At 72.4% G+C, this 19,500-nt stretch carries 17 protein-coding genes; 10 read left to right on the top strand and 7 right to left on the bottom strand.

Annotated elements, in window-relative coordinates; all coding sequences use genetic code 11:
* Positions 1-58 precede the first annotated feature (58 nt).
* The 3 genes from N8I86_RS36650 to N8I86_RS36640 all read right to left on the bottom strand — a co-directional run bounded on the left by N8I86_RS36650 (position 59) and on the right by N8I86_RS36640 (position 2,292).
* Positions 59-658, bottom strand: a complete 600-nt coding sequence (locus tag N8I86_RS36650; RefSeq protein WP_263279859.1) for an ArsR/SmtB family transcription factor — start codon at positions 656-658, stop codon at positions 59-61.
* 111 nt (positions 659-769) lie between these two features.
* Positions 770-1,411, bottom strand: a complete 642-nt coding sequence (locus N8I86_RS36645) for a nucleotidyltransferase domain-containing protein (protein ID WP_263279858.1) — start codon at positions 1,409-1,411, stop codon at positions 770-772.
* Entirely contained in the window at positions 1,408-2,292 is an 885-nt protein-coding gene (locus N8I86_RS36640; RefSeq protein WP_263279857.1) for a squalene/phytoene synthase family protein, read from the bottom strand. Before N8I86_RS36640 ends, N8I86_RS36645 begins: the two co-directional genes overlap by 4 nt.
* 603 nt (positions 2,293-2,895) lie before the next feature.
* On the opposite strand from N8I86_RS36640, the gene N8I86_RS36635 reads away from it, so the two are divergent.
* A complete protein-coding gene (locus N8I86_RS36635; protein ID WP_263279856.1) occupies positions 2,896-6,165 on the top strand; it encodes an AfsR/SARP family transcriptional regulator in 3,270 nt (1,089 codons plus the stop codon).
* A gap of 55 nt (positions 6,166-6,220) precedes the next feature.
* Here the strand turns inward: N8I86_RS36635 and N8I86_RS36630 are convergent, their stop codons facing one another.
* Complete coding sequence (locus N8I86_RS36630; protein WP_263279855.1) at positions 6,221-6,460, bottom strand: hypothetical protein; 240 nt, start codon at positions 6,458-6,460, stop codon at positions 6,221-6,223.
* Positions 6,461-6,654: 194 nt separating this feature from the next.
* The gene (locus N8I86_RS36625; protein WP_263279854.1) at positions 6,655-8,583 is read right to left on the bottom strand and encodes a hypothetical protein; all 1,929 of its coding nucleotides are present in this window, start codon (positions 8,581-8,583) and stop codon (positions 6,655-6,657) included.
* 192 nt (positions 8,584-8,775) lie between these two features.
* On the opposite strand from N8I86_RS36625, the gene N8I86_RS36620 reads away from it, so the two are divergent.
* From N8I86_RS36620 to N8I86_RS36580, 9 genes are all read left to right on the top strand, one after another.
* Positions 8,776-8,985, top strand: coding sequence for a hypothetical protein (locus N8I86_RS36620; RefSeq protein ID WP_263279853.1), 210 nt, complete (start codon positions 8,776-8,778; stop codon positions 8,983-8,985).
* Between the two features lie 75 nt (positions 8,986-9,060).
* Positions 9,061-10,410: a helix-turn-helix domain-containing protein gene (locus N8I86_RS36615; protein WP_073899085.1), complete on the top strand. Its 1,350-nt coding sequence runs from the start codon at positions 9,061-9,063 to the stop codon at positions 10,408-10,410.
* A 258-nt stretch (positions 10,411-10,668) separates the two neighbouring features.
* The gene (locus tag N8I86_RS36610; RefSeq protein ID WP_263279852.1) at positions 10,669-11,496 is read left to right on the top strand and encodes a cobyric acid synthase; all 828 of its coding nucleotides are present in this window, start codon (positions 10,669-10,671) and stop codon (positions 11,494-11,496) included.
* Positions 11,493-12,449: an ABC transporter ATP-binding protein gene (locus tag N8I86_RS36605; RefSeq protein WP_263279851.1), complete on the top strand. Its 957-nt coding sequence runs from the start codon at positions 11,493-11,495 to the stop codon at positions 12,447-12,449. The genes N8I86_RS36610 and N8I86_RS36605 overlap by 4 nt, the downstream gene beginning before the upstream one ends.
* Complete coding sequence (locus N8I86_RS36600; protein ID WP_123441047.1) at positions 12,446-13,210, top strand: ABC transporter permease; 765 nt, start codon at positions 12,446-12,448, stop codon at positions 13,208-13,210. The genes N8I86_RS36605 and N8I86_RS36600 overlap by 4 nt, the downstream gene beginning before the upstream one ends.
* Positions 13,207-14,016: an ABC transporter permease gene (locus N8I86_RS36595; protein ID WP_263279850.1), complete on the top strand. Its 810-nt coding sequence runs from the start codon at positions 13,207-13,209 to the stop codon at positions 14,014-14,016. Before N8I86_RS36600 ends, N8I86_RS36595 begins: the two co-directional genes overlap by 4 nt.
* A 508-nt stretch (positions 14,017-14,524) precedes the next feature.
* Complete coding sequence (locus tag N8I86_RS36590) at positions 14,525-15,766, top strand: M16 family metallopeptidase (protein WP_263279849.1); 1,242 nt, start codon at positions 14,525-14,527, stop codon at positions 15,764-15,766.
* Complete coding sequence (locus tag N8I86_RS36585; RefSeq protein WP_263279848.1) at positions 15,763-16,608, top strand: hypothetical protein; 846 nt, start codon at positions 15,763-15,765, stop codon at positions 16,606-16,608. The genes N8I86_RS36590 and N8I86_RS36585 overlap by 4 nt, the downstream gene beginning before the upstream one ends.
* Position 16,609: 1 nt before the next feature.
* On the top strand, positions 16,610-17,779 hold the full coding sequence (locus N8I86_RS36580; protein WP_263279847.1) for a hypothetical protein: 1,170 nt from the start codon (positions 16,610-16,612) through the stop codon (positions 17,777-17,779).
* On the opposite strand, the gene N8I86_RS36575 is transcribed toward N8I86_RS36580, so the two are convergent.
* Both N8I86_RS36575 and N8I86_RS36570 read right to left on the bottom strand, forming a co-directional pair.
* A complete protein-coding gene (locus N8I86_RS36575) occupies positions 17,754-18,413 on the bottom strand; it encodes a hypothetical protein (protein ID WP_263279846.1) in 660 nt (219 codons plus the stop codon). The two genes, N8I86_RS36580 and N8I86_RS36575, sit on opposite strands and share 26 nt — an antisense overlap.
* On the bottom strand, positions 18,406-19,485 hold the full coding sequence (locus N8I86_RS36570; RefSeq protein ID WP_263279845.1) for a TauD/TfdA family dioxygenase: 1,080 nt from the start codon (positions 19,483-19,485) through the stop codon (positions 18,406-18,408). Before N8I86_RS36570 ends, N8I86_RS36575 begins: the two co-directional genes overlap by 8 nt.
* Positions 19,486-19,500 lie beyond the last annotated feature (15 nt).

The raw sequence follows: 19,500 nt of genomic DNA, 5'->3' as shown, positions 1-19,500 counted from the left end.
AAGCTATAGCTTCGAAGCTCACGATGGGAGCCAGTTTCGAAGTTGTTACTTCGAAGTTTTAGCTTCGGGGTTCAATGTCTGCCTCGGGAAGGACCTCCGGGACCGCCCGCAGCGAGATGGCCACCGGACGGCGACCCGCCTCGCCCCCGTCTCGCGCACGGTCGCCGTACGCCTGGAAGAGGGCCTTGACCTGAACGAGGAGTTCGTCCAACTCCTCGGGCCTCACCTCGACCTTGGCGTTGAGGATGGACAGCGCCTCACGCCACTCTTCCGGCTGCTCGCCCTCGACGCTGAGCCACTCCTCCAACTGCCGGTCGCCGCGGGACAGGTACTGCCGTAGCAGTTCCCGGCTCGCCGCACCGCCGTCGCTCCGGCTGTTCGCTACCACGAGTTGGGACGAGCGCGCGCGCCACAGGTGCTTGCGCTTGTCGGGATGCTCGGCTTCCTCGATCAGGCCGGACTCGGCGAGTGCCCGTAGGTGCCAACTCGTCGCGGACGGCGAGAGGCCCGTCGCGGCGGCACATTCGGTCGCCGTGCCCGGCCCCACCTCCGCCAAGCGCGCCATGATCGCCAACCGGGCTGGATGGGCGAGCGCCCGCATCACCTTGGGGTCATCGACGCGAAAGGGCGGCAGTTGAGGGTTCGTCGCTGGGGACATGCGGGCAAGCGTATCCGAAGCGATTCCTTCCGATTTGGCCGTCGTCCGGGCAGGCAGCACATGGTGACTCCTCGGCCTGTTCCGGTACGCGGCGTTCCAGCCAGGGCCCCCTCACCGCCTCGCCAATTCGTCCAGCCAAGCGTGTCCGGGATGCACACGCGTCAGCCAAGTGTTGAGTCTGTTTTGCCGTGTCCGGCTCAGCAGGGGGAGGACTCCGTGGAAGTCCGCCTGATCCTTGGGGCGAGCCGCCTTCGCCTTGAACAACAGGACGAGCTCGGGTGCCAGATAGGGGATGCCGTCCGTGGTCCGCTCGATGATCGTGTCGTACGGCAGTCTCAGGCTCTCGTCCCGTCGGCAGATCCAGGTCCTGCCCTCGTGCGGCTCCCGGAAGACGTCGAAGAGGAACCGACCGTCTTCCGGATCCCGCAGCCAGGTCTGGTGGGTGACGGCGAGCGCCTCCACTCCTGCGCCCGTCCAGATCCGCCCCGAGCCCACCGCGTCGAAGACGTACGTCGGGAACCGGTCCCGAATCTCCGTGAAGTCCGCCGCGGGCACTGCGATCTCCAGATCGTCGTGCGACCGCGACTGCTCTCCGCGGAACAGATCCAGTGCCCAGCCCGCCGCGACACACCACGGCGCACGGACACCGGCCAGCCGCTCAGCGACCTGTTCCGGCCGCCAGGCGTGCGCCCACCGGGCGTCCAAGTCATCCGGGTCGAGAACAGCGCCACCCGGCGGCACGGAGTCGGTCATCGGATCGGCGTACGGCTCGAGATGTCCTGCGACCGCCGCCGCCGGTGGGACCAGGCGCGGCGGAACCGTCGGGTCAGGACGGCGACGGAAGCCATAGACGCCGGTCCTGTCTCCCGGTACATGAGGTCGCCGTCATGGCGCCTCACTGCGGCCAGCCGGAGCTCCTGGACATCGATGAGGGCGTCGAGGAACGGTCGGTACTCGGCCGCGACGAGTGACGGGAGATCTCGGCAAGCGGCCAGAGCCGTTTCGGCTCGGTCGGTCTGAGCGCGGACCAGACCTTCCAGAGCGGGTACGCACGCCTGCGACCTGCTTCGCAGGTCCTCGAACTTCAATCCGTAGCGTACGAGTTCGTCCTGCGGAACTCCGATACGGCCTTGAGTCACGTCCTCGGCCAAGTCGGCGAGGAAGTCGCAGCGCTGCCACCCCTCGATCAGTGCTCGGCAGCCGGCGGCGAACGGGTCGTCCGCTGCGGCCTCCGGGCGGGGCGCGAGCAGCGACGCTGTCAGCATCAGGGCCGGGAGGGCGTAGCGGTCCACGTAGTCCTGGAAGCCGGCCTCGGTGTCGAAGCCTGTCCAAGCGGCCTCGACCGGTGCGCCCGCGAGAAAGGCGCGCACGCGTTCGGCCATGTAAGGGTGCCGATGGACGGTGTCCCACAGAGTCAACAGGGTGTGGTCCGCGGGCGGATCGTCGGCCTCCAGGGCCGTTGCGGTCTGCTCGGCCCAGGAGCGCAGAGCCGCCTGGCGGACGCTCACCTCGCCGGCGTCGATCAGCTCGTCCGTCCTGTGCATGTACGCCACGGCGGCGATGACGGGCGGCTGGAGCCGCGCGGGGAGCAGCAACCGGACAGCCACGTACTCGTGCGGGGCAAACTTTCGCACGTCCCGACGTTGTGTCTCGTAGGCCCGCCGCACGTGCGGATCAGTGATCCCCGCCTCGGTCAGAGCAGTGGACCAACGCATCGCACCCCTTTGTAGGACCGTCAAGCGGCCGCTGCCGGCGCTCCCACCACGGTTCCGGCCGGCGGCACCTTGTCGTGGAGGGGACAGTGTCCCAGCTGTGGTCACCGCCCTGCACGCTGAGGTGCGGGGTCGGGTGTCGGCGTCAGGGGATCCGGCCGGGAGAGCGTCTCGGACAGCGGCCGCCCGTCAGTACGGTGCCCGGGAGTGCGCCGGACATGACTTCGCTCCGCCGCCCCGGCGCGACGTCCGCCAGTGGTCGGTGGTGACCGCGGTGCCGGCGGAAGGCCTGCGCTACGAAGGACGATCGGCCTGCGGCTGTGACAAGGACCCCAAGTACCGTCCGCGGACACGCGCCGAACTCCCCACATCGCCCCTTGACTCGCGGCAATCGGGAACCTTGGACGTCCTGAGGCAATCGTTCATACCGTAGGCGTCACTCTGAGGCCGGGCGCTCGGCCTTGTGGCGTCGCTCAGGTGCGGGGCCTGGGGGTGAAAGGGTCTGTCGTGGGAGTGGAAGAGATCTTGGACGAACCTCGTCGTCGTGACGCGCATACGCCGCCCGCCGGGCGCCACGGCACGGGCCACCGCACGGAGGCCGGCAGGACACCGGGCATCCGGTTCGCCGTTCTCGGCCAGCTCCGCGCCACCCGCGCCGACCAGACGCTTCGCCTCGGGTCGCCGCAGCAGCAGGCGATGCTGGCGGTGCTGCTGCTGCGCTCCGGGCGGGCCGCGTCGATGGCGGAGCTCATCGACGGGGTGTGGGGCGACGAGCCGCCGTACTCGGCGGCCGCGATGATGCGGACGTACGCCTGGCGGCTGCGGCGGAGCCTCGACGAGTCCCCCACCCAGCCGCAGGTCCTCGTCTCCGTGGGCGACGGCTACCGGTTGGCCCTGGATCCCGGCGATGTCGACGCGGTACGGGCCGAACAGCTCGCCGGGCAGGCGGCCGGGCACCGCGCGGCCGGGCGGCCCGCCGAGGCGGCCGCCCGGATCGGGCAGGCGCTCGCGCTCTGGCACGGGGAGCCGCTGGCCGGTGTGCCCGGCCCGCACGCGGAGCAGCAGCGGGGACGGCTGGAAGAGGTGCGGCTGACGCTGCTGGAAGAGCACTTCGACCTGCTGATCGGCGAGGGTTCGCCCCTGCTGGCAGTACCTGAGTTGGGCGCCCTGGTGAGCGCCCATCCGCTGCGCGAGAGCTTCCACGCGCTGTACATACGGGCCTTGCAGCGTGCCGGGAGACAGGCCGACGCCCTGGCTGCGTACCACCGGCTGCGCACCCAGCTGGCCGAGACGCTGGGCGTCGAGCCGAGTCGGGAGCTGCGCACCCTCTACCAGCGCCTCCTCGCCGATGACGCCTCCTCCGCGCCTGCGGTAGAAGGAGAAGCAGAAACCCCGGGCCGTGCCTCGGGGGCCTCCACTGCCGGGTCCGGCCGGCGCTCCGCCGCACGCACGCCCGACGGCGGCGAAGGGACCTCGGCCGGTCGCGGGGGTGCGGTGTCGCCGGGCGTCGTGGGTCAGGCCTCCGCGTTATCCACGACGGGCCTACCGGACGATGCCGGCGAGGACGCCCAAGGTTCTCCGGCACCCGCCGGCGCGGCCACCGCCACGTCTTCCGCCGCAGCCGGCGGGATCTTCGTCGGCTCGCCTCCCGTGCCCGCGCAGTTGCCGGCCGGCACCGTGGACTTCACCGGTCGCTCGCCCGCTCTCGACCGGCTCACGCGGGCGCTGGCCACGGACCACGGCGACGCACCACCGGTCGTCGTGATCACGGGCATGGGCGGGGTGGGAAAGTCCGCCCTGGCGGTGCGGGCGGCACACGGTGTCAGTGCACGGTTCCCCGACGGTCAGCTGTACGCCGACATGCGTGGCAACCGGCACGACCCCACCGACGCCGGCGTGGTGCTCACCAGCTTCCTCACCGCGCTGGGAGTCGCCGCACAGTTCGTACCGGAGAGCCTCGACGACCGCGCCGGGCTCCTGCGCTCGCTGCTGAACGGGCGGCGCGTGCTGATCCTGCTGGACGACGTTCGCGACGCCACCCAGATCTCGCCGCTGCTCCCGGGAGCGGCCAGCTGCGCGGTGCTCATCACCAGCAGGTCGAGACTGTGGGGGTTGCCCACCTCGGCCCGTGTCGACCTGGCCGCTTTCGAGGCGGACGAGGCGGTGTCCCTCCTGGAACGCGTCGTCGGCCCCGCCCGGGTCGCCGAGGACCCGGCGGCAGCAAGGGAGTTGGTGCACAGCTGCGGTCTGCTCCCGCTGGCGGTGCGGATCGCCGCTTCCCGGCTGGCGTCGCGGCCCGCGTGGGGTGCGCGGTCTCTGGCGGTACGACTGGCCGACGAGCGGCGCCGGATGGCCGAGTTGCGTGCCGGTGACCTCACCGTGGCGTCGGTGTTCGAGATGGGCTACCGCCAGCTGAGTGAGGCGCAGGCCAGAGCGTTCCGGCTGGTCGCGGCGGTGTGCGACACGGAGATCGGCACCCCGGCGGCGTCCGCCGTACTCGGGATGGACGAGGAGGACGCCAAGGAACAGCTCGAGGCTCTGGTCGACCTCTCCCTCCTGGACACCTCCGGTCCGGGCCGGTACCGGCTCCACGACCTGCTCCGTGTCTACGGGCAGCAGCAGGCGACACAGGAGGAACGCCTCTCCGCGCTCGACCGGCTGCTCGACTTCCTGCTGGCCACCGCGGCCGGGGCCTTCCAGCGGGTGGTGCCCGGTGACGCGGTCGCCACCACCCTGAGCCCGACTCGCTCGGCCGGTGTGAGGTTCGCCGATGTGCGGGCGGCCCGGGACTGGGCCGCCGCCGAATCCGAGGCCGCCTTCTCCGTCGTCCTGGTCGCCGCCCGCGAGTCACAGGTGGCGGACGTGGCCGAGCCGAGCGCGGGGCCGCGAGCCGCAACCCGTGCGCCCCTCTTGCGCGTCGCCGTGGATCTGCTGATCGCCCTGACGGCCTTCGGACCCTACGTGCAGCGGGAGCAACTGGTCCGCGCCGCCGTGGCGGTGGCCGAGTCGGCCGAAGGACTCGCCGATCACCGCACCGTGGGCCGCGCCCGTTTCCTGTGCGGCAACATCGCGGTGCAGAGCGCCAGGCTGGGGGTGGCCAGGCAGCATCTGCGGATGGCCGAGACCCACTGCCGGGAGAACGGCGACGCGCCCATCCTCCGCCAGATCCTCAACGACCTCGGACTGGTCGCGCTCCTCCAGCACGATCACGAAGACGCCGTGGACCGCCTTGACGAGGCGGTCCGGCTCGCCCGCGAACTCGGCCAGCGGTCCGGCGCTCTGGTGACGACGGTGAACGCGGCCCTCGCCAGGCTGCGTTGCGGACGTGTCGAGGAGGCCCGGCGGGCTTGTGAGAGCGCACTGGCCGAACTGAGAGCCGCCGCGGACCATCAGGGCGTGGCCTACGCACTGTCCGTGCTGGGACTGTGCATGCACGAACTCGGGCGGTACGACGAGGCGGTGGCGCACTACACCGAGTGCCTGAGCGTATGCCGGGCGATGGAGCTGCACGGCCGGGAGGCACAGGCCCACTACCGCTTGGCCGACACCCTCCGTGCCCTGGGCAGGCCGGCGGAAGCGGTGGCCGCCGCCGGGCAGGCGGTGGCCCGCTGCGCGGACGGCCGTGCCGAGCGCGACCACGGGCACGCGCTGGTCGCGCTCGGCCGGGCGCTCGCCGACCTCGGCCGGAACGCGGAGGCGGCGGCCCGACTGGGCGAAGCCGCCGCCGTGTTCACCCGGCTGGAGTTGCCGGACGCCCTGCACGCGACGGCGCTGCGGGAGGAACTGCCCGTGTGACGACGGGCGGTATCGGCGTCGTGGACCGACGGGCGGTACCGGCGCCGTGAACCGATCAGCTCGTGGGGCGGGGCTGCGAGACGGTGTTGTTCCAGTCCTCCGGGCCACCCGCGGAGACGTGGACACCGGCCGGCCCGTCGCCGTGCCGGTGTTCCGTCACGCCGTGGGCCACCACGACGGACGCCGCCCCGGACAGGAGCGCGGCTGTGAACAGGCCGAAGGCGACCCTGACGGACACCGGCGTTCGTACGGCGCGCCCGTCCGGTCGACGGCCGGCCTCATGGGAACTGCGCATTCCACATCTCCTCGTGCTCTTCCGTGCTGACTTGCCGTGCGAAGGCGGGATCACCGTGGCAGGCTCCGATCTACATCGGATCTACGCCGCACTCCACGGCCGGGCGTCGGCGTCCCGACAGCGACTCGCCGGTCCCGGCCGCTACCAACGCCATCAGGACGCCGTCCCCCGGTCTCGGACGCCGGAACGGCCCCTCAGCCTCGCAGGAACACCTCCGCCCTCGCGGTCGAGTAGTGCAGCGACAGCAGGCGGAAGGGCAGGCGCAACAGGAGGATCAGCGCGCGTACCCGCTGCTGCTGATCCGCGTAGTAGTCGTCCAGGACGTCGATGTGGATCGCTCCGGAGCCGGCTTTTCCGAGGACGTCCGTCACGAGGGCCAGGACACCGGGGTCGGCGGACGCCAGGCCGGTGAACGGCGCGAACTTCCCTTCCAGGGCGGCCAGTCGGCGGATTCTCGCCTCGTGCTCCAGCGCTGCGTCGAGGATGCCGGTCATGGCCCGGTGGGGATCATCGGACAGCCCGAGGTGGTCCTGGAAGTACGCGTCGAAGCGGGCGGGATCGGTGCGGTAGATGAGGAGGGCCGCCTCCAGCAGCAGGCCGCCGCTGCTGGTCGCCTCCCCTGTGCCGCCGATCAGTTCCCAGTATTTGCCGTCCCCCAGATCGATGTAGAGGCCTCCGCGGTGCCGCTGCACCCGGTGTCCCAAGCCCAGCGCCAGCAAACGCGCGTAGAGGACGGCGGCGATCGACCGGACGAGGGGGCTGGCGGTGGGGACGAGGACGAGCGGCGACGCGGGCAGCCGGAGCCGCAGATAGGCGCGGTAGTTCCTGGGTGTCAGCCGGACGATCGGACCGTCGTCGTCCATCCGCGCCGTCAACAAGGGTGCCTGCGCGCCCTCTTCGAGGAGCCGGCGGAGGACTGCGCCGCCTACCACCGTAGCGGTCTCCTGCTCCGGACCCAGACCCCTGTCCAGCCGTACTCGACCGGGCACGACGCTGAGAACGGCGCACTCCCGGTGGGCGTCGGTGATACGGGCGGCGACAAGTGCGGCGGCACGCCGCGCCGACCGGTTCGAGCCCGGGGGCGGGGTCCGTGCGGCGTACACCAGGGCGCGCACCGGTGCCCCGGTCGCGCGTTCCGCGGCCACCTCGACGATGCCGGGGGCGGGCGCCCGGACGGTCACCGGTTCACCCGCCCCGGCCACCAGGACCTCCCCGTGCGCGGGGACGGGGGCCACCGAGGGGAGGCGGTCACGGCACAGCTGTACGGGATCGCGCCCCGGCTGCGACCCGGGCCCGGGCCGGTAGGCCCACCGCGTTCTCCGCGGAGCGCCGTCGTGGGTCACCAGGAGGAAGTCGAGTGCCGCGGCGGGCTGCAACTGGTGGACGTGGGCCCACAACGCCCACGCCGCGTCCGAGGGGGTGAGGTACCGCCGCAGGCCGTCGAGCAGCGCGGGAATGCTGCGGCCGTACGGCAGCCTCGCGCCGGCCACCACCAGGGCGTAGGCGTGATCCGCCGGGCTGATCAGAACGGTCCCGCGGTCCACCCGCTGACCGAGGGAAGGACCCGTGATCACGGGCCCGGGTAAGGGGAGGTCGCGGATCAGGCGGGTGCGGTGGGAGCGGATGGTGGAAAGGGCCGAGGCGAGCCTCTTCAGTGACGGCGGAAGCGAGGTCCGACCGGGCCGCGGGTCTGCCGTCAGAGGCGGGCTCGGGCACCCCGGGGCACGGCACGGATCGTCGCCCCCGTACCCCGGGGTGCCCGGTGAGCCGTACGCGGCACGGCGCAGTGCGCGCATGACCTCGCCCATGTGCGCGGCTTCGCCGGGTCGCCCGCCGGTCTCCAGGAAGGCCTCGACTGTGCCTACGGCGTCCAGGTCGTGGGCGGCGTGCGACGACAGGGCGAGTGCGTCCAGCAGCTTCGCCGGTGCGCCCGGCCCGTGTGCAGCCGTCAGAGCGCTGAGGCGGAAGAGGAGTCCCGTGACCGCACGTAAGGCGCGATCGCGCGGCGCACAGAGGTGGTCGGGGCGGCCGGGGGCGTCTAGGAGGTCAGGGACACCGAGGCCGTCCGGGCCGTCGAGCATCGCGTATGCCGTCAGGAGCCGACGGGCCGTCACGAGGTCCATGGAGCGGATCCTGTCGGCAAGTGATCAACAGTGCCTCTGCGGACGACCGTCGCCGCTCGCACGGGTGCATAGCGTGCGGAGAGCGAGCGTAGACCGGGATGCCTCAAGGTCGTCTCAGGCAAGGGTGCTCCGGTACGCCGGAACCGGTTCCCCGGGCACCTCTAAGCGCATGAGCACAAGGAGACTCCCCGCATGGCCACCTCCCCCGTCATCCGCACGTCCGGAATCTCACGGCGCCGCACGTCCGCCGTCTCGGTCGTGGCCGCACTCCTGGCCGTGGCGTCCCTGTCGGCGTTCACCGATGGACCGCGGCCCGGCGCCGATGCGCGGAGTGAGCACTCCGCGTCGGCGCCGGCCCGGACCGACCCGCCGCTGGACACGGATTTCCCGCCCTGCTGCTGAGTGCCTTGACTGGTTGTTGAACTGTCTGGTTTACTTTCCGGTAACATATCCGGAAGGCTGATTCCCGTGCACGACATGGCGGAATTGGGGTCGCGGATCCGTCGTCAGCGCCGCTTGAGGCGCATGTCGCAGACCGACCTCGCAGGCAGCGATCTCTCGCACAGTTACATTTCGCTCCTGGAAAGCGGCAAGCGCACCCCTTCCGAAGAGGTGCTGCGCCGCATCGCCGCGCGCCTGGAATGCGACCCCGGGTATCTGCTCGAGTGTCTGGCGCCGGAGCCGCCCGGCAACCTCGAAGTCGAGATCTCCTACGCGGAGATGTCCTTGGCGAACGGCGAGCCCGAGGCGGCGCTGACCACCTTCCTCGCCGCCCGCGAGAAGGCGGGCGACGGCGGACCGGCCGAGGTCCGGTCCGCCGTGGGCCTCGGCGTCGCCCGATCGCTCGAAGCACTCGGCCGCCTCGAGGAGGCACTGGTCGAGTACGAGCGCCTGCGCGAGGCCGGCACCGACCACCAAGGACAGCCGGCGAGCGCGGTGGCCGATCTGACCGTGGTCATCGCCCTGTGCCGCTGCTACCGGGAGCTCGGCGACCTCACGCACGCCGTGGAGCTGGCCGAGTCGAAGCTGGCCGACCTCCAGCGGCTGGAGATCCCTCCGTCCGTCACCGCGATCGAACTGATGTCGACGCTGGTGGGGCTGTACAGCGAGCGCGGCGATCTGAACCGCGCCGGATACCTCGCCGCACGCGCCATCGAGGAGGCGGAACACCTCACCGACAACCGGGCCCGTGGCGCGGCGTACTGGAACGCCAGCCTCGTCGCCCACCGCAACGGCCGGGCGGCGGACGCCCTGACCTTCGTCCGCAAGGCCCTCGCCCTCTACGCGGAGGGCGAGGACCAGCGGGCCATGGCCCGGTTGCGCAACGCCTACGCGGTGGTGCTGCTGGACGCGGAAACCCCGGACGCGGCCGCCGCCAAGCAGCAGCTCACACTGGCGGAGCGGGAACTCGACCGCCACGGCAGTACCGTCGACCAGGCCTACTGCCAGACGGCGATGGCCCGTGCGGACCTGGCTCTGGACGACAGCGCCGCCGCCGCGGAGCGGGCCCGGTCCGCACTGAACCTGCTGGGCACCGGGCACCGATTGCAGAGCGCCCGGGCGCTTCTGGTGCTGGCCAGGGCCGAGCTGCGGCAGGGCCACGGCGAGCGGGCCCGTGCGGCCTGCGAGCGGGCCGCCCTGTCCCTCGAAGCGTCCGAGGCGACCCGCCAGGCCGGCTTCGCCTGGGCCGAGCTGGCCGAGATCCAGCAGGAGTCGGGGGACGAGCGGGGCAGCCTCGCGTCCTACCGGGAGAGCCTGCGATGCCTCGGGTACCGCTCCAGCACCGTGTCGGCCGCCGAACCGGCTCCCGCAGCCGCCGAGGGCTGACACTCCCGGCACCCTCCTGCCCGTGGACCATCCGTGGTCCACGGGCTTCTTCGTCACCCCTCCCCTCGCCGACGCGTCCCGGCGCGTCTCCATCGGATCTCGCCCATTTTTGTGACTGACGATATTGACCCGTCAGTCACGACTATGTGACCATGGTGGTGACAGCACGGAGGACACCGAAACCGGGGAGGGATGGTGCTCGTCTTGAAAAACGCAGCGTCTTCACCTCTCTCCGGACGGGGCGTCACCGTTCTCGGAATGTCCGCGGGGGTCGGCAAGACCGCCGTCTCGATCGGCATTCTGCGCAGTCTTTTCCGCCGGGGCGTTCCTTGCGCTCCGTTCAAGGCGGTCGCCGTCGTCACCCCCGACGAATACGCCGGGCGGTCGCTGCCTCCCTGGCGACGGGGCGTGGTGCAGAGCTGCGCGGCAGCCGGGACGGTTCCCCGCTGGTGGCACAACCCCGTCGTGGTGAACCTTCCGGACGCGCGCACCCCCGTGGGGGACCTGTACGTACGCGGTCGGCGCCTCGGACGGGTCCCGGTCACCGGGGCCGACCGCCTCGATCTCGGTGCGCTGCCGGACCGGCTGCGCCGCCGCTGCCAGGACGCCGTCGAAGAGGGCTACCAGCGCCTCGCCGGCGAGGTGCCGTGGCTCCTCGTGGAGGGTGCCGCCGGGGTGGGAGACCTGCCCCCGGCCTCGGACCTGGCCAACCGGATCCTGCCCGAACTGGCGGGACTTCCGGTGATCGTCGTGGCAAGCGCCCGGCAGGCGGGTCCCGTTGACGTCTCTGGAGTCACGGACCGGCTGCCCCCGGCCCTGCGCGCGCTCCTGCTCGGCTTCGTACTGAACCGGGTGAGCGACCTTCCCGCCGCGGACGCGACCGCCCAACGGCTCACCCGCGCTTCGGACTTGCCCGTGCTCGCGCGGATCACCGACGCACCACCTCCCATCGGGTACGACGGCTCACCGGAGAAGATCGACGCCATGTGCGAGTACCGCGCCTCGCGTGTCGACGAGTCGGGGCTGATGCGCCTGCTCGACGCACTGCCCGCCGCCGGCCCCGGCCTCGTGGAGGCCGCGCGATGAACGCCGTGGAGGTCCTGGGACTGCACCGGAGCTTCCCTCCGTCACGTGGCGGAGGAACCGCACGCACCGCCCTCGACGGCGTGGACCTGTCGGTCGGCGAGGGCGAGGTGCACGCGCTGCTCGGCCCCAACGGAGCGGGCAAGACGACCCTCTGCAAGATCCTCGCCACCGTCCTGGTGCCCGACGCCGGTACAGCGCGCGTCCTCGGACACGACGTCGTGGGCGAACTCGCCGCGGTGCGCCCGCTGATCGGATGTGTCTTCGGCGGCGACCGGGGGCTGTACGGCAGGCTCTCCGCCCGGCGCAACCTGCACTACTGGGGTGCTCTGTACGGCGTGCCCGGCCGCGAGATCCGGCAGCGGGCCGCAACGCTCCTGGAGCGGTTCGGCCTCACCGCGCACGCCGACGAGCGGGTGGAGACCTTCTCCCGCGGCATGAAGCAGCGCCTGCACCTCGCCCGCGGGCTGATGCACGGCCCGCGTGTGCTGCTGCTCGACGAGCCGACCACCGGAATGGACCCCGTCGCGGCCCGCGACTTCCGCACCCTGATCGGCGAGTTGCGCGAGGAAGGGCGTTCCGTCCTGCTCACCACCCACGACATGGCGGAGGCCGAGGCCGTCTGCGACCGGGCCACCCTCATCGACGGCGGACGCATCCTGCGCACGGCCACCCCCCGTGAACTCGGCTCGCTCCTGTCGCGGCACGAGCGCATCGAGGCGACGGGCGTCCCGGACGAGCTCGTCGAACGGATCCGCATCCATCCCGGCGTGGTCACGGTCGGCGCGGGCCCGCGCGGGGCCACCCGGATCGAGGTGAGCGACCGTCAGGCGCTCGCACCCGTACTGCGGCTCCTCGTCGATGCCGGCGTCACCGAACTGGCGACCTCGCGCCCGGGGCTGGAAGAGGTCTATCTGAGCCTCATCGGCGAGCGCGGCATGGAGGTCGTCGGATGAGGCCCTTCCTGGCGGGCCTGCGCCTGCAAGCCGCCCTGCTGCGCCGGTCGCCCGGCGAACTGCACACGCTGGCGACCGTGCCGTTGTACACCCTGATCCTGCTGGCCATGACCGACGACCCCACCCGGCCCGGCATCGCGGCCAACGCGGTCATCGCCCCCATGCTGATGGCGCTCTGGTCGTTGGGACTGTTCACCGCCGGCGACCTGATCGACCGGGACCGCTACAGCGGCACCCTCGAACCCACGGTGGCGGCCCCGGCTCCGCTGGCCCTGGTCGTCGGCGGGCGTATCTGCGCCGTGACCGCGGCCGGTCTGATCGCCTTCGCCGAGGCATGGGCCGTCGGCCTGTGCTTCGGCGTCCACCTGACGCTGCACCACCCGCTCGCCCTGCTCGCCGGCATCCTCGCGTCGTGTCTCGCGACGGGATGCACCGCGACGATGATCGCGGCGATCCTCGTGCTCACCCGGCGCGGGCGGCCCTATCAGAACTCCCTCAGCTTCCCCGTCTACCTGCTGTCCGGCATCGTCCTGCCCCTCAGTGCGCTCCCCCACTGGCTGCACCCGGTCAGCCGCCTGATCTACCTGTCCTGGTCGGCCGACCTGCTGCGGTCCGCCTTCCGGCCGGACGCGCCCAGGCACCTGCCCGTGCAGCTGCTCGCGCTGATCCTGCTGGCGGCGGCCGGCCTGGGCGCCGCCACGCTCCTGCTGCGCCGGGTGCTCGACCGCGTGCGCGTGCTCGGCACCCTGGGGCACGCATGAGACCCCGCCCGCGCCACCAGGCGCTCACCATCCTGCGACACGGCAGCGCGATCGCCCTGGCCGAGTTGAGGGCCGTCTACACCTGGCGGACCTGGCTGTTCGGCTGGCTGGTCCGCATGCTCAGCCAGGTGGTGTTCTTCACCCTCGTCGGACGGCTGACCGGCGCCGGCAGCGACGAACGGTTCCTGGTCACCGGCAACGCCCTGATGGCCTGCGCCATCGAGGCCACCATGGTCGTCGCCTCCAGTGCCTGGGAACGCTCGCTCGGCACCCTGCCCCTGCTGATCGCGGCGCCCTCCCAGCTCGCCTGGACCTTCGTCGTGCGCAGCCTGCAGTGGGTCGTGAGCGGTACGGCCACCTCGGCGGCCGCGCTGTTCGCCCTGGGCCCGGTGTTCGGGCTGCGCTGGACCCCCGGCACCGTGCCGGTGGCCCTGGTGCTGGTCGTGCTGACGGCGCTCGGAACCTACTGCTTCGGGCTCACGCTGGCCGCCCTGGTCACCGACAGGCCCGCCCTGCGCAACGTCGTCTCCAACACGGCCTACCTCGGCATGATGGCGGTCTGCGGGGTCCAGGTCCCCACCGGCTACTGGCCGGTGCCCGTCCAGGCCCTGGCCCAGGCACTGCCGCTGACCCATGAACTCGATGCCCTGCGGGCCCTATTGGACGGTGGTCCGGCCGTGCGGGTACTGCAACAGGCCTCGCTGGGCGCGGTGATCGGGGCCGGCTGGCTGACTGTCGCCGTGCTCGCCTTCGGCCGGGTGGCACAGCGCGGGAGGCACACCGGAGCCATCGAGTTCGGCACATGACCACGGAACACCGCCCTGGCGGCCAGGCGGCCAGGCGGCCAGGCGGCCACCGACGCGTACCCCGGCACGCGTTCGTCGGCCGCACGAGCACCCACCGCACGACCACCAGATCCGCGACCACCAGATCCACGACCACCCGACACGCGGCCATCGACCACAGGGCCGTAGCCGCTCATGAAACGCCATGAGCCCGGCCCCTGCGCCACTGACCGGCGCATGGGTCCCCGAACCACCGGTACCGCGCCATGGTGCGGCGCCGGCGGCCGGCCGGAGGCTTCCGCCCGGCAGGCCATCGTCCCCCGGCCCCGACCCCGTGAGAGGAGGTGCACCATGGAGCGCAACCACGTCAGCCTTCTTCGTCCCCGCCTGGACAAGATCAAGGTGAAGCCCGTCAAGTAAGGCCCCGCTGCCGGGAAGCCGCTGTGCTTCCCGGCAGCGTCCGTCCGTCCACCGGCCTGGACCTCCGTGCGCCCGGCGGACCGTACCGCTATCCGCTGAGCGAGGGTGTATGAGCACGATGATCGGTGACCTGCCGGTTGCGGTGATCGGGGAGAGCGACGGGCGTTGGAGGACCACGACCCTCTGCCTGGCCGTCGACTTCGGTTCCCGTGACGATCCGCCCGCCCGGGGCGGAGTCGCCCATCTGCTGGAGCACGTACTGATGTCGGCGCCCGTCGACGGCGGCCGTTCGCTCAGCGAGCGTGTCGAGCGGCTCGGCGGACGGGCGAACGCCACCACCGGTCTCGACCGCATGTTCTTCCAGGCGCAGGTGCTGGGCGACCATGTCCCCGAGGTGGCCCGCCTCCTCACCCGGGCCGTGCTGGATCCGCAGCTCGACGAAGCCGTGCTGGAGACCGAACGCCAGGCGGTGCTGCAGGAGCTGGCCGCCGCGGCGGCCGATCCCAGCGACACGGTGCAGGACGCGTTCCTCGCCGCCTGCTTCTCCGGCCATCCGCTGGGCCGTCCGGTCGGCGGCACGGACCAGGCCATGCGCGCCATGGAGTTGGCGGACGTGCTGGGCGTGCACCGCTACGTCCTTCTGCGCAGGCGCATGACCCTGGTCTGCACGGGAGCGACCGCGCCCGCCGAGGTCGCCGAGCAACTCGCCGACACCCCCTTCGCCGGGATCCCCGCGGCCCGCCCGTCGGCGGCCGCCGAGCCGGCGGCGGAGCCGCTGCCCGATCTCGCGGCGGAGCCCTGGACCCCTCTGGACACGGGTGCCGATCCGGACGGATTCTCCTGGTTCGCGACCGGAAGCCGTTCCCCGTCCGTGCACGATCCCCGGCGCCACGCCTTCACCGTCCTGGCCCAGCTGCTCGGCCCCTCCCCCGCCTCACCGCTCTACCGCAGGCTGAGGGGCCGAGAAGGGCTGGTGTACGCCTTCTTCACCTGGTCGCGCGGATACACGGAGACCGGGGCCTGGCGCATCATGGCGGGGGTCGAGAACCGTAATCTCCGGCGCGCGCAGGAGGTCGTCCGCGAGGTGCTGCTGGAGATCGCCGCGGCCGGTCCCGATCCGGAGGACCTCGCCGTTGCCCGGCGCCAGGCGGTGACGGACCTGGTGACCACCGCAGAGCGGCCCTGGGACCATGCGATGGCCCTGAGCCAGGAGACCGGGCTGGGCACCCGACCGTGGTCCCTGGAGACGGGGATCCGTGATCTGGAGAGGGTGACGGCGGAGCAAGTACGGCAGGCCGCAACTTTTGTGACGGAGCATCAGCTCACCGTCGCACGGCCGGAGCCGGCGTGATCCCGGCCGGCCCCGGCCCCCAGGACGCCGACCCCGCCTATCTGGCGGCCTGCCGAGACGCCGGCCTGCTCGTGGACACCGGTGCGGGCCACTGTGTGCTGGGGGCGACGCAGGACCCGTTGAGCGGGCGCGACTACTGCCTCGTCGAGTACGCCCACCCGGCTCCGGTGACCACCGAGGCGGCCGAGGCACTGCGCCGGTATGCCACGGCCGTCCATCCCCACACCGGCGGAGTGCTCCTGCGCACCGGGCCCGGCGTTCGGCTCGGCGCGCCCTGGACCCCTCATCTGACCTACCTGCGGCACGACCCGCCCACCGACGCCGACGGCTCGGGCGGTGACGCCGTTTCCGATGTCGTCATTCGTGCGGCGGGCCCCGAGCACCAGGGGCGGATCCGTGCCTGGCTCGCCGATGCCTTCGAGGCGGGGGCGGCCCAGCAGAACGCGCCGGTGCATCGCGGGGACGCGGAGGTGCAGGCGGACGCGGTCATGGCCGCCCCCGGGCGGTCCAGTCTCGTCGCCGTCGCCGGCGGCGCGCCCGCCGGGCACGCGACGCTGCTGCCGTTCACCGACGAGGTGACCGGCACCGACTACCTCGAACTCTTCGACACCCTGGTCGCCGAGCCCTTCGACGTCCGCGCCGTCACCGCGCGTCTGGTCGAGGCCTCGCTCGCCCGGGCCGCCCGAGCCGGCGTGCCCCTGCTGGGCAATGTGGTCCACGGCGGCGCGACGGGCACGACGGAGCACGGCAGTCGCATCGTCGCCTCGCTGCACGGGCGTGGCTGGCGCACCGAGCACGTCTACTGGCACGCCCCCAACCCGACCGACACCGCGAGGACTTGACGTGAGCGCCCACGACGACGCCCAGGCGTCTCGCCACGAGCCCCACCCCGGCACCCTCCCGGTGCCGGATCTGGCCCTCTTCCGCCGCCTCCTCGACCTCCACGAGGACGCCACGCCCTACGAGGTGGTGACGGCGGCGGGCCGGGTCTCCCAGGCGTACCGGGCACTGGTGATGACGGCGGCCGCCCGCGAGGGCGTCGTCGGCAGCGGCTCGGCGGACGAGTTGCGGCGCCGGGCCGAACGCACCGCGTTCTACGCCCGTGTCCAGGAGCGCTGTGCCGCGCTGGGCGCCCGTCCCCTCAAGGGGCTGTCCCTCGCCGCGTGGTACCCGGACGACCTGCCCCGGCCGATGAACGACCTGGATCTCGTCGTACCGGACACGGCCACCCTGTGGCGGGTCGTCGGGGCGCTGGTGGCCGAGTACGCGCCCCAGGAGATGGACCTGGCGGTGCTGGACGGCGAGGCCCGGCATCTCGCGGTGGCCCTCTCCTGGCCCGGCGCGGATCCGCTGCTGGACTACGAGACCCGCGTGGAGATCCTGACCTGTGCGCTCACCGGCGACGAGGGCGCGGTGCCGCGGCGGCCCGTGCTGCCGGAGGATCCGCTCGCGGCGGCGCTCCTGGCCGTCGCCGAGGAACGCTTCCAACGGCCGTTCAACGGCAAGGACGTGGTCGACGTCATGATGGCGCTGGCCCCGGGGCGCCCTCTCGATCTGCCGTTGCTCGCGCGCGCCGCCGACGCGTACCACCTCGCTCCTGAGCTCGCGGAGCTCCTGGAGCTGTACGCCGGCGCGGTACAGGTACCGGGTCCGGGGTCGGCCCGGGATCCGGGGCGGCTGCCGTCCGGATTCCACCCGCTGCTCGCGACGCTGGGCGAGGCGTCCGTACGTGAGCTGCGGCGACGCGAGGACTGGCGCGGGGAGCGCGGGACGGCGACCGCCCCGGGTGCGGGCGCGCTGCGCCACGGCATGCGCCTCACGCCCCTCGAATCCGTGCCGCGGCCGCATCGCCGGGCGGAGGCCGCCGGCCTGCACCCGTTCGACGGCGGCAGCCTGCTGCTGACCCCGGTCGCCGATTTCCTGCTGGTGACCGGGGCCGTGGTGGATCCCGCGCTGTACGACGCGGCGAGGAGCGCTCTCGCGGAGGTCAGTCCAGCAGTCCGAGGGAGCTGAGCAGGGCCCCCAGGGAGTCCGCGTCGGCGGTGCCGAACGGCCGCTCGGGACGCTCCTTCCGCGCTTCGGAGGCGACGCCCGACTTGCGTTCCGCGAACGCCGTGAGATCGCGGTTGAGCCGCACCGCGTACTCCCCCACGGACGGCCCCCTCAGCAGCAGCGACACGGTTCCGGCCGCCGCGGTCGCGGAGTGCACGGCCTGCGGGTGCAGGACGTAGGAACTGCCCACGGACTCGGTGCGCTCCACCAGGTGCCGTGCCGGGCCGCCGTCCGCGGCCAGCCGTCGCTCCACGTCGGCCACGTCGCCGTAGAGCCGGTGGACGTAGCTGCCGTGCAGGATCGTGGAGGCGAAGGCCCAGCGGTGGTTGTGCGGGCGCCCGTGCGGGTCCTGGTCGCCGCCCGCCCAGTGCTGCAGACGCAGCCGGGTGCCCGAGGCCGGGTCCTCGTGGAGCACCATGCGATTGCCCCAGGGCCTGACCTCCGAAAGGCCGAGCAGTCGTGGGTCGGTCCGCGCGGAGCGCAGCAGGGCGGCCAGCCGGTCCGGTCGGGCGAACCGGCGCAGTGCGTCCTCAAGGGCTCGGGCGGTCCGTGCCGGGTCGAACCGGTCGGCCTCGGCCAGGTGCGGGTCAGGCATGGGCGCGCGGGACGGCGGGAGGGGGCTGCGGCATGGTGTACTGCCGGGCGATGCCCCGGGCGTAGGCGTCGGCCAGCCGGCGGCCGTCCGGGACGGTGAGCCACATCCGCATCAGATGGCGCTGCTCGTCGGGCCCGGTGCCGTTCTGGAAGCCGTCGCGGGCGTGCAGGACCGTGTGGTTGTCGACGTACTGGACGTCACCCGGCACGAGGTCCATGGACAGGGCGACGCCGGGCTCGCCGGCGATGGTGTCCATCATCTCCAGCGCCTCCAGCTGCTGCCGGCTCGGCTCGGGGGGAGCCTGGCCGCCGGCCGGCTGGAGGTAGGCGGGCTGTCCGTTGGCGGCGGCCCTGCGGCGCCAGGACGGCCGGCGCCGGAAGGACAGCTTGCCGTCCAGCCAGGAGATGTGCGAGGCCGCGTAGTACGGGACGCGGTCGCCGTCGGCCTCGTCCTTGTTGTTCATCCAGAACGGTTCGTAGAGGCCGTCGACGAGGTCGGGCCGGCGGCGCAGCAGTTCGTTGTACACGGTGACCGAGCTCGCCACGCGGGAGGCGCCTCCCGTGCGGGACCGGCCGACGCACAACAGGGAGACGATGTCGCACCAGTCGGTGTGGAAGGGCAGTTCCACGTTGGTCTGGTAGGCGAACCGGTCGGGGCGCGCGGGTCCGTCCTCGCGGACGTGGGCCAGGTACAACTCCCGTTTGTCCTGCGGTGTCGGGAACCCGATGGCGCAGGACAGCGCCCAGTACATGAGTTCCAGCCGCTCCTGCGACTGGCCGGCCACAGGCATGCCGCGTACGAGCAGCACCCCGGGGCCGTCCTCCAGGTGGTGTCGCCAGCCCACGGCCTTCACCGCGAGCCGGGGCAGCCGCAGTTCGTCCGCCGGGATGTGGTGCAGCGGGCGGGACCCGCTGGCCAACCGGTCGGCCAGCGCGGTGAGTTCGTCCAGGTCCTGGTCGGTGAGGCGGACCTGCCAGTCGCCGGGCCGGGTGGTCATGCGGTCCCCGCGCCAGGCGGCCGGGGAGTCGAGCGGGGTGCGCAGGACCGGGCCTGCCGTGAGGTCGGTGTTCATAAGTCGACGCTAGCC

The organism is Streptomyces albidicamelliae (assembly GCF_025642175.1).
In the GTDB taxonomy this organism is placed as follows: Bacteria; Actinomycetota; Actinomycetes; order Streptomycetales; family Streptomycetaceae; genus Streptomyces; species Streptomyces albidocamelliae.
Note: the sequence above shows the minus strand (reverse complement) of the source record. Positions and strands in the feature narration are given on the sequence as shown.

Excerpts from the sequence above, each read along its gene's own strand:
- N8I86_RS36650 (WP_263279859.1), bottom strand. The coding sequence starts at position 658 with ATGTCCCCAGCGACGAACCCTCAACTGCCGCCCTTTCGCGTCGATGAC.
- N8I86_RS36645 (WP_263279858.1), bottom strand. The coding sequence starts at position 1,411 with ATGACCGACTCCGTGCCGCCGGGTGGCGCTGTTCTCGACCCGGATGAC.
- N8I86_RS36630 (WP_263279855.1), bottom strand. The coding sequence starts at position 6,460 with ATGCGCAGTTCCCATGAGGCCGGCCGTCGACCGGACGGGCGCGCCGTA.
- N8I86_RS36625 (WP_263279854.1), bottom strand. The coding sequence starts at position 8,583 with ATGGACCTCGTGACGGCCCGTCGGCTCCTGACGGCATACGCGATGCTC.
- N8I86_RS36620 (WP_263279853.1), top strand. The coding sequence starts at position 8,776 with ATGGCCACCTCCCCCGTCATCCGCACGTCCGGAATCTCACGGCGCCGC.
- N8I86_RS36615 (WP_073899085.1), top strand. The coding sequence starts at position 9,061 with ATGGCGGAATTGGGGTCGCGGATCCGTCGTCAGCGCCGCTTGAGGCGC.
- N8I86_RS36610 (WP_263279852.1), top strand. The coding sequence starts at position 10,669 with ATGTCCGCGGGGGTCGGCAAGACCGCCGTCTCGATCGGCATTCTGCGC.
- N8I86_RS36605 (WP_263279851.1), top strand. The coding sequence starts at position 11,493 with ATGAACGCCGTGGAGGTCCTGGGACTGCACCGGAGCTTCCCTCCGTCA.
- N8I86_RS36600 (WP_123441047.1), top strand. The coding sequence starts at position 12,446 with ATGAGGCCCTTCCTGGCGGGCCTGCGCCTGCAAGCCGCCCTGCTGCGC.
- N8I86_RS36595 (WP_263279850.1), top strand. The coding sequence starts at position 13,207 with ATGAGACCCCGCCCGCGCCACCAGGCGCTCACCATCCTGCGACACGGC.
- N8I86_RS36590 (WP_263279849.1), top strand. The coding sequence starts at position 14,525 with ATGAGCACGATGATCGGTGACCTGCCGGTTGCGGTGATCGGGGAGAGC.
- N8I86_RS36575 (WP_263279846.1), bottom strand. The coding sequence starts at position 18,413 with ATGCCTGACCCGCACCTGGCCGAGGCCGACCGGTTCGACCCGGCACGG.
- N8I86_RS36570 (WP_263279845.1), bottom strand. The coding sequence starts at position 19,485 with ATGAACACCGACCTCACGGCAGGCCCGGTCCTGCGCACCCCGCTCGAC.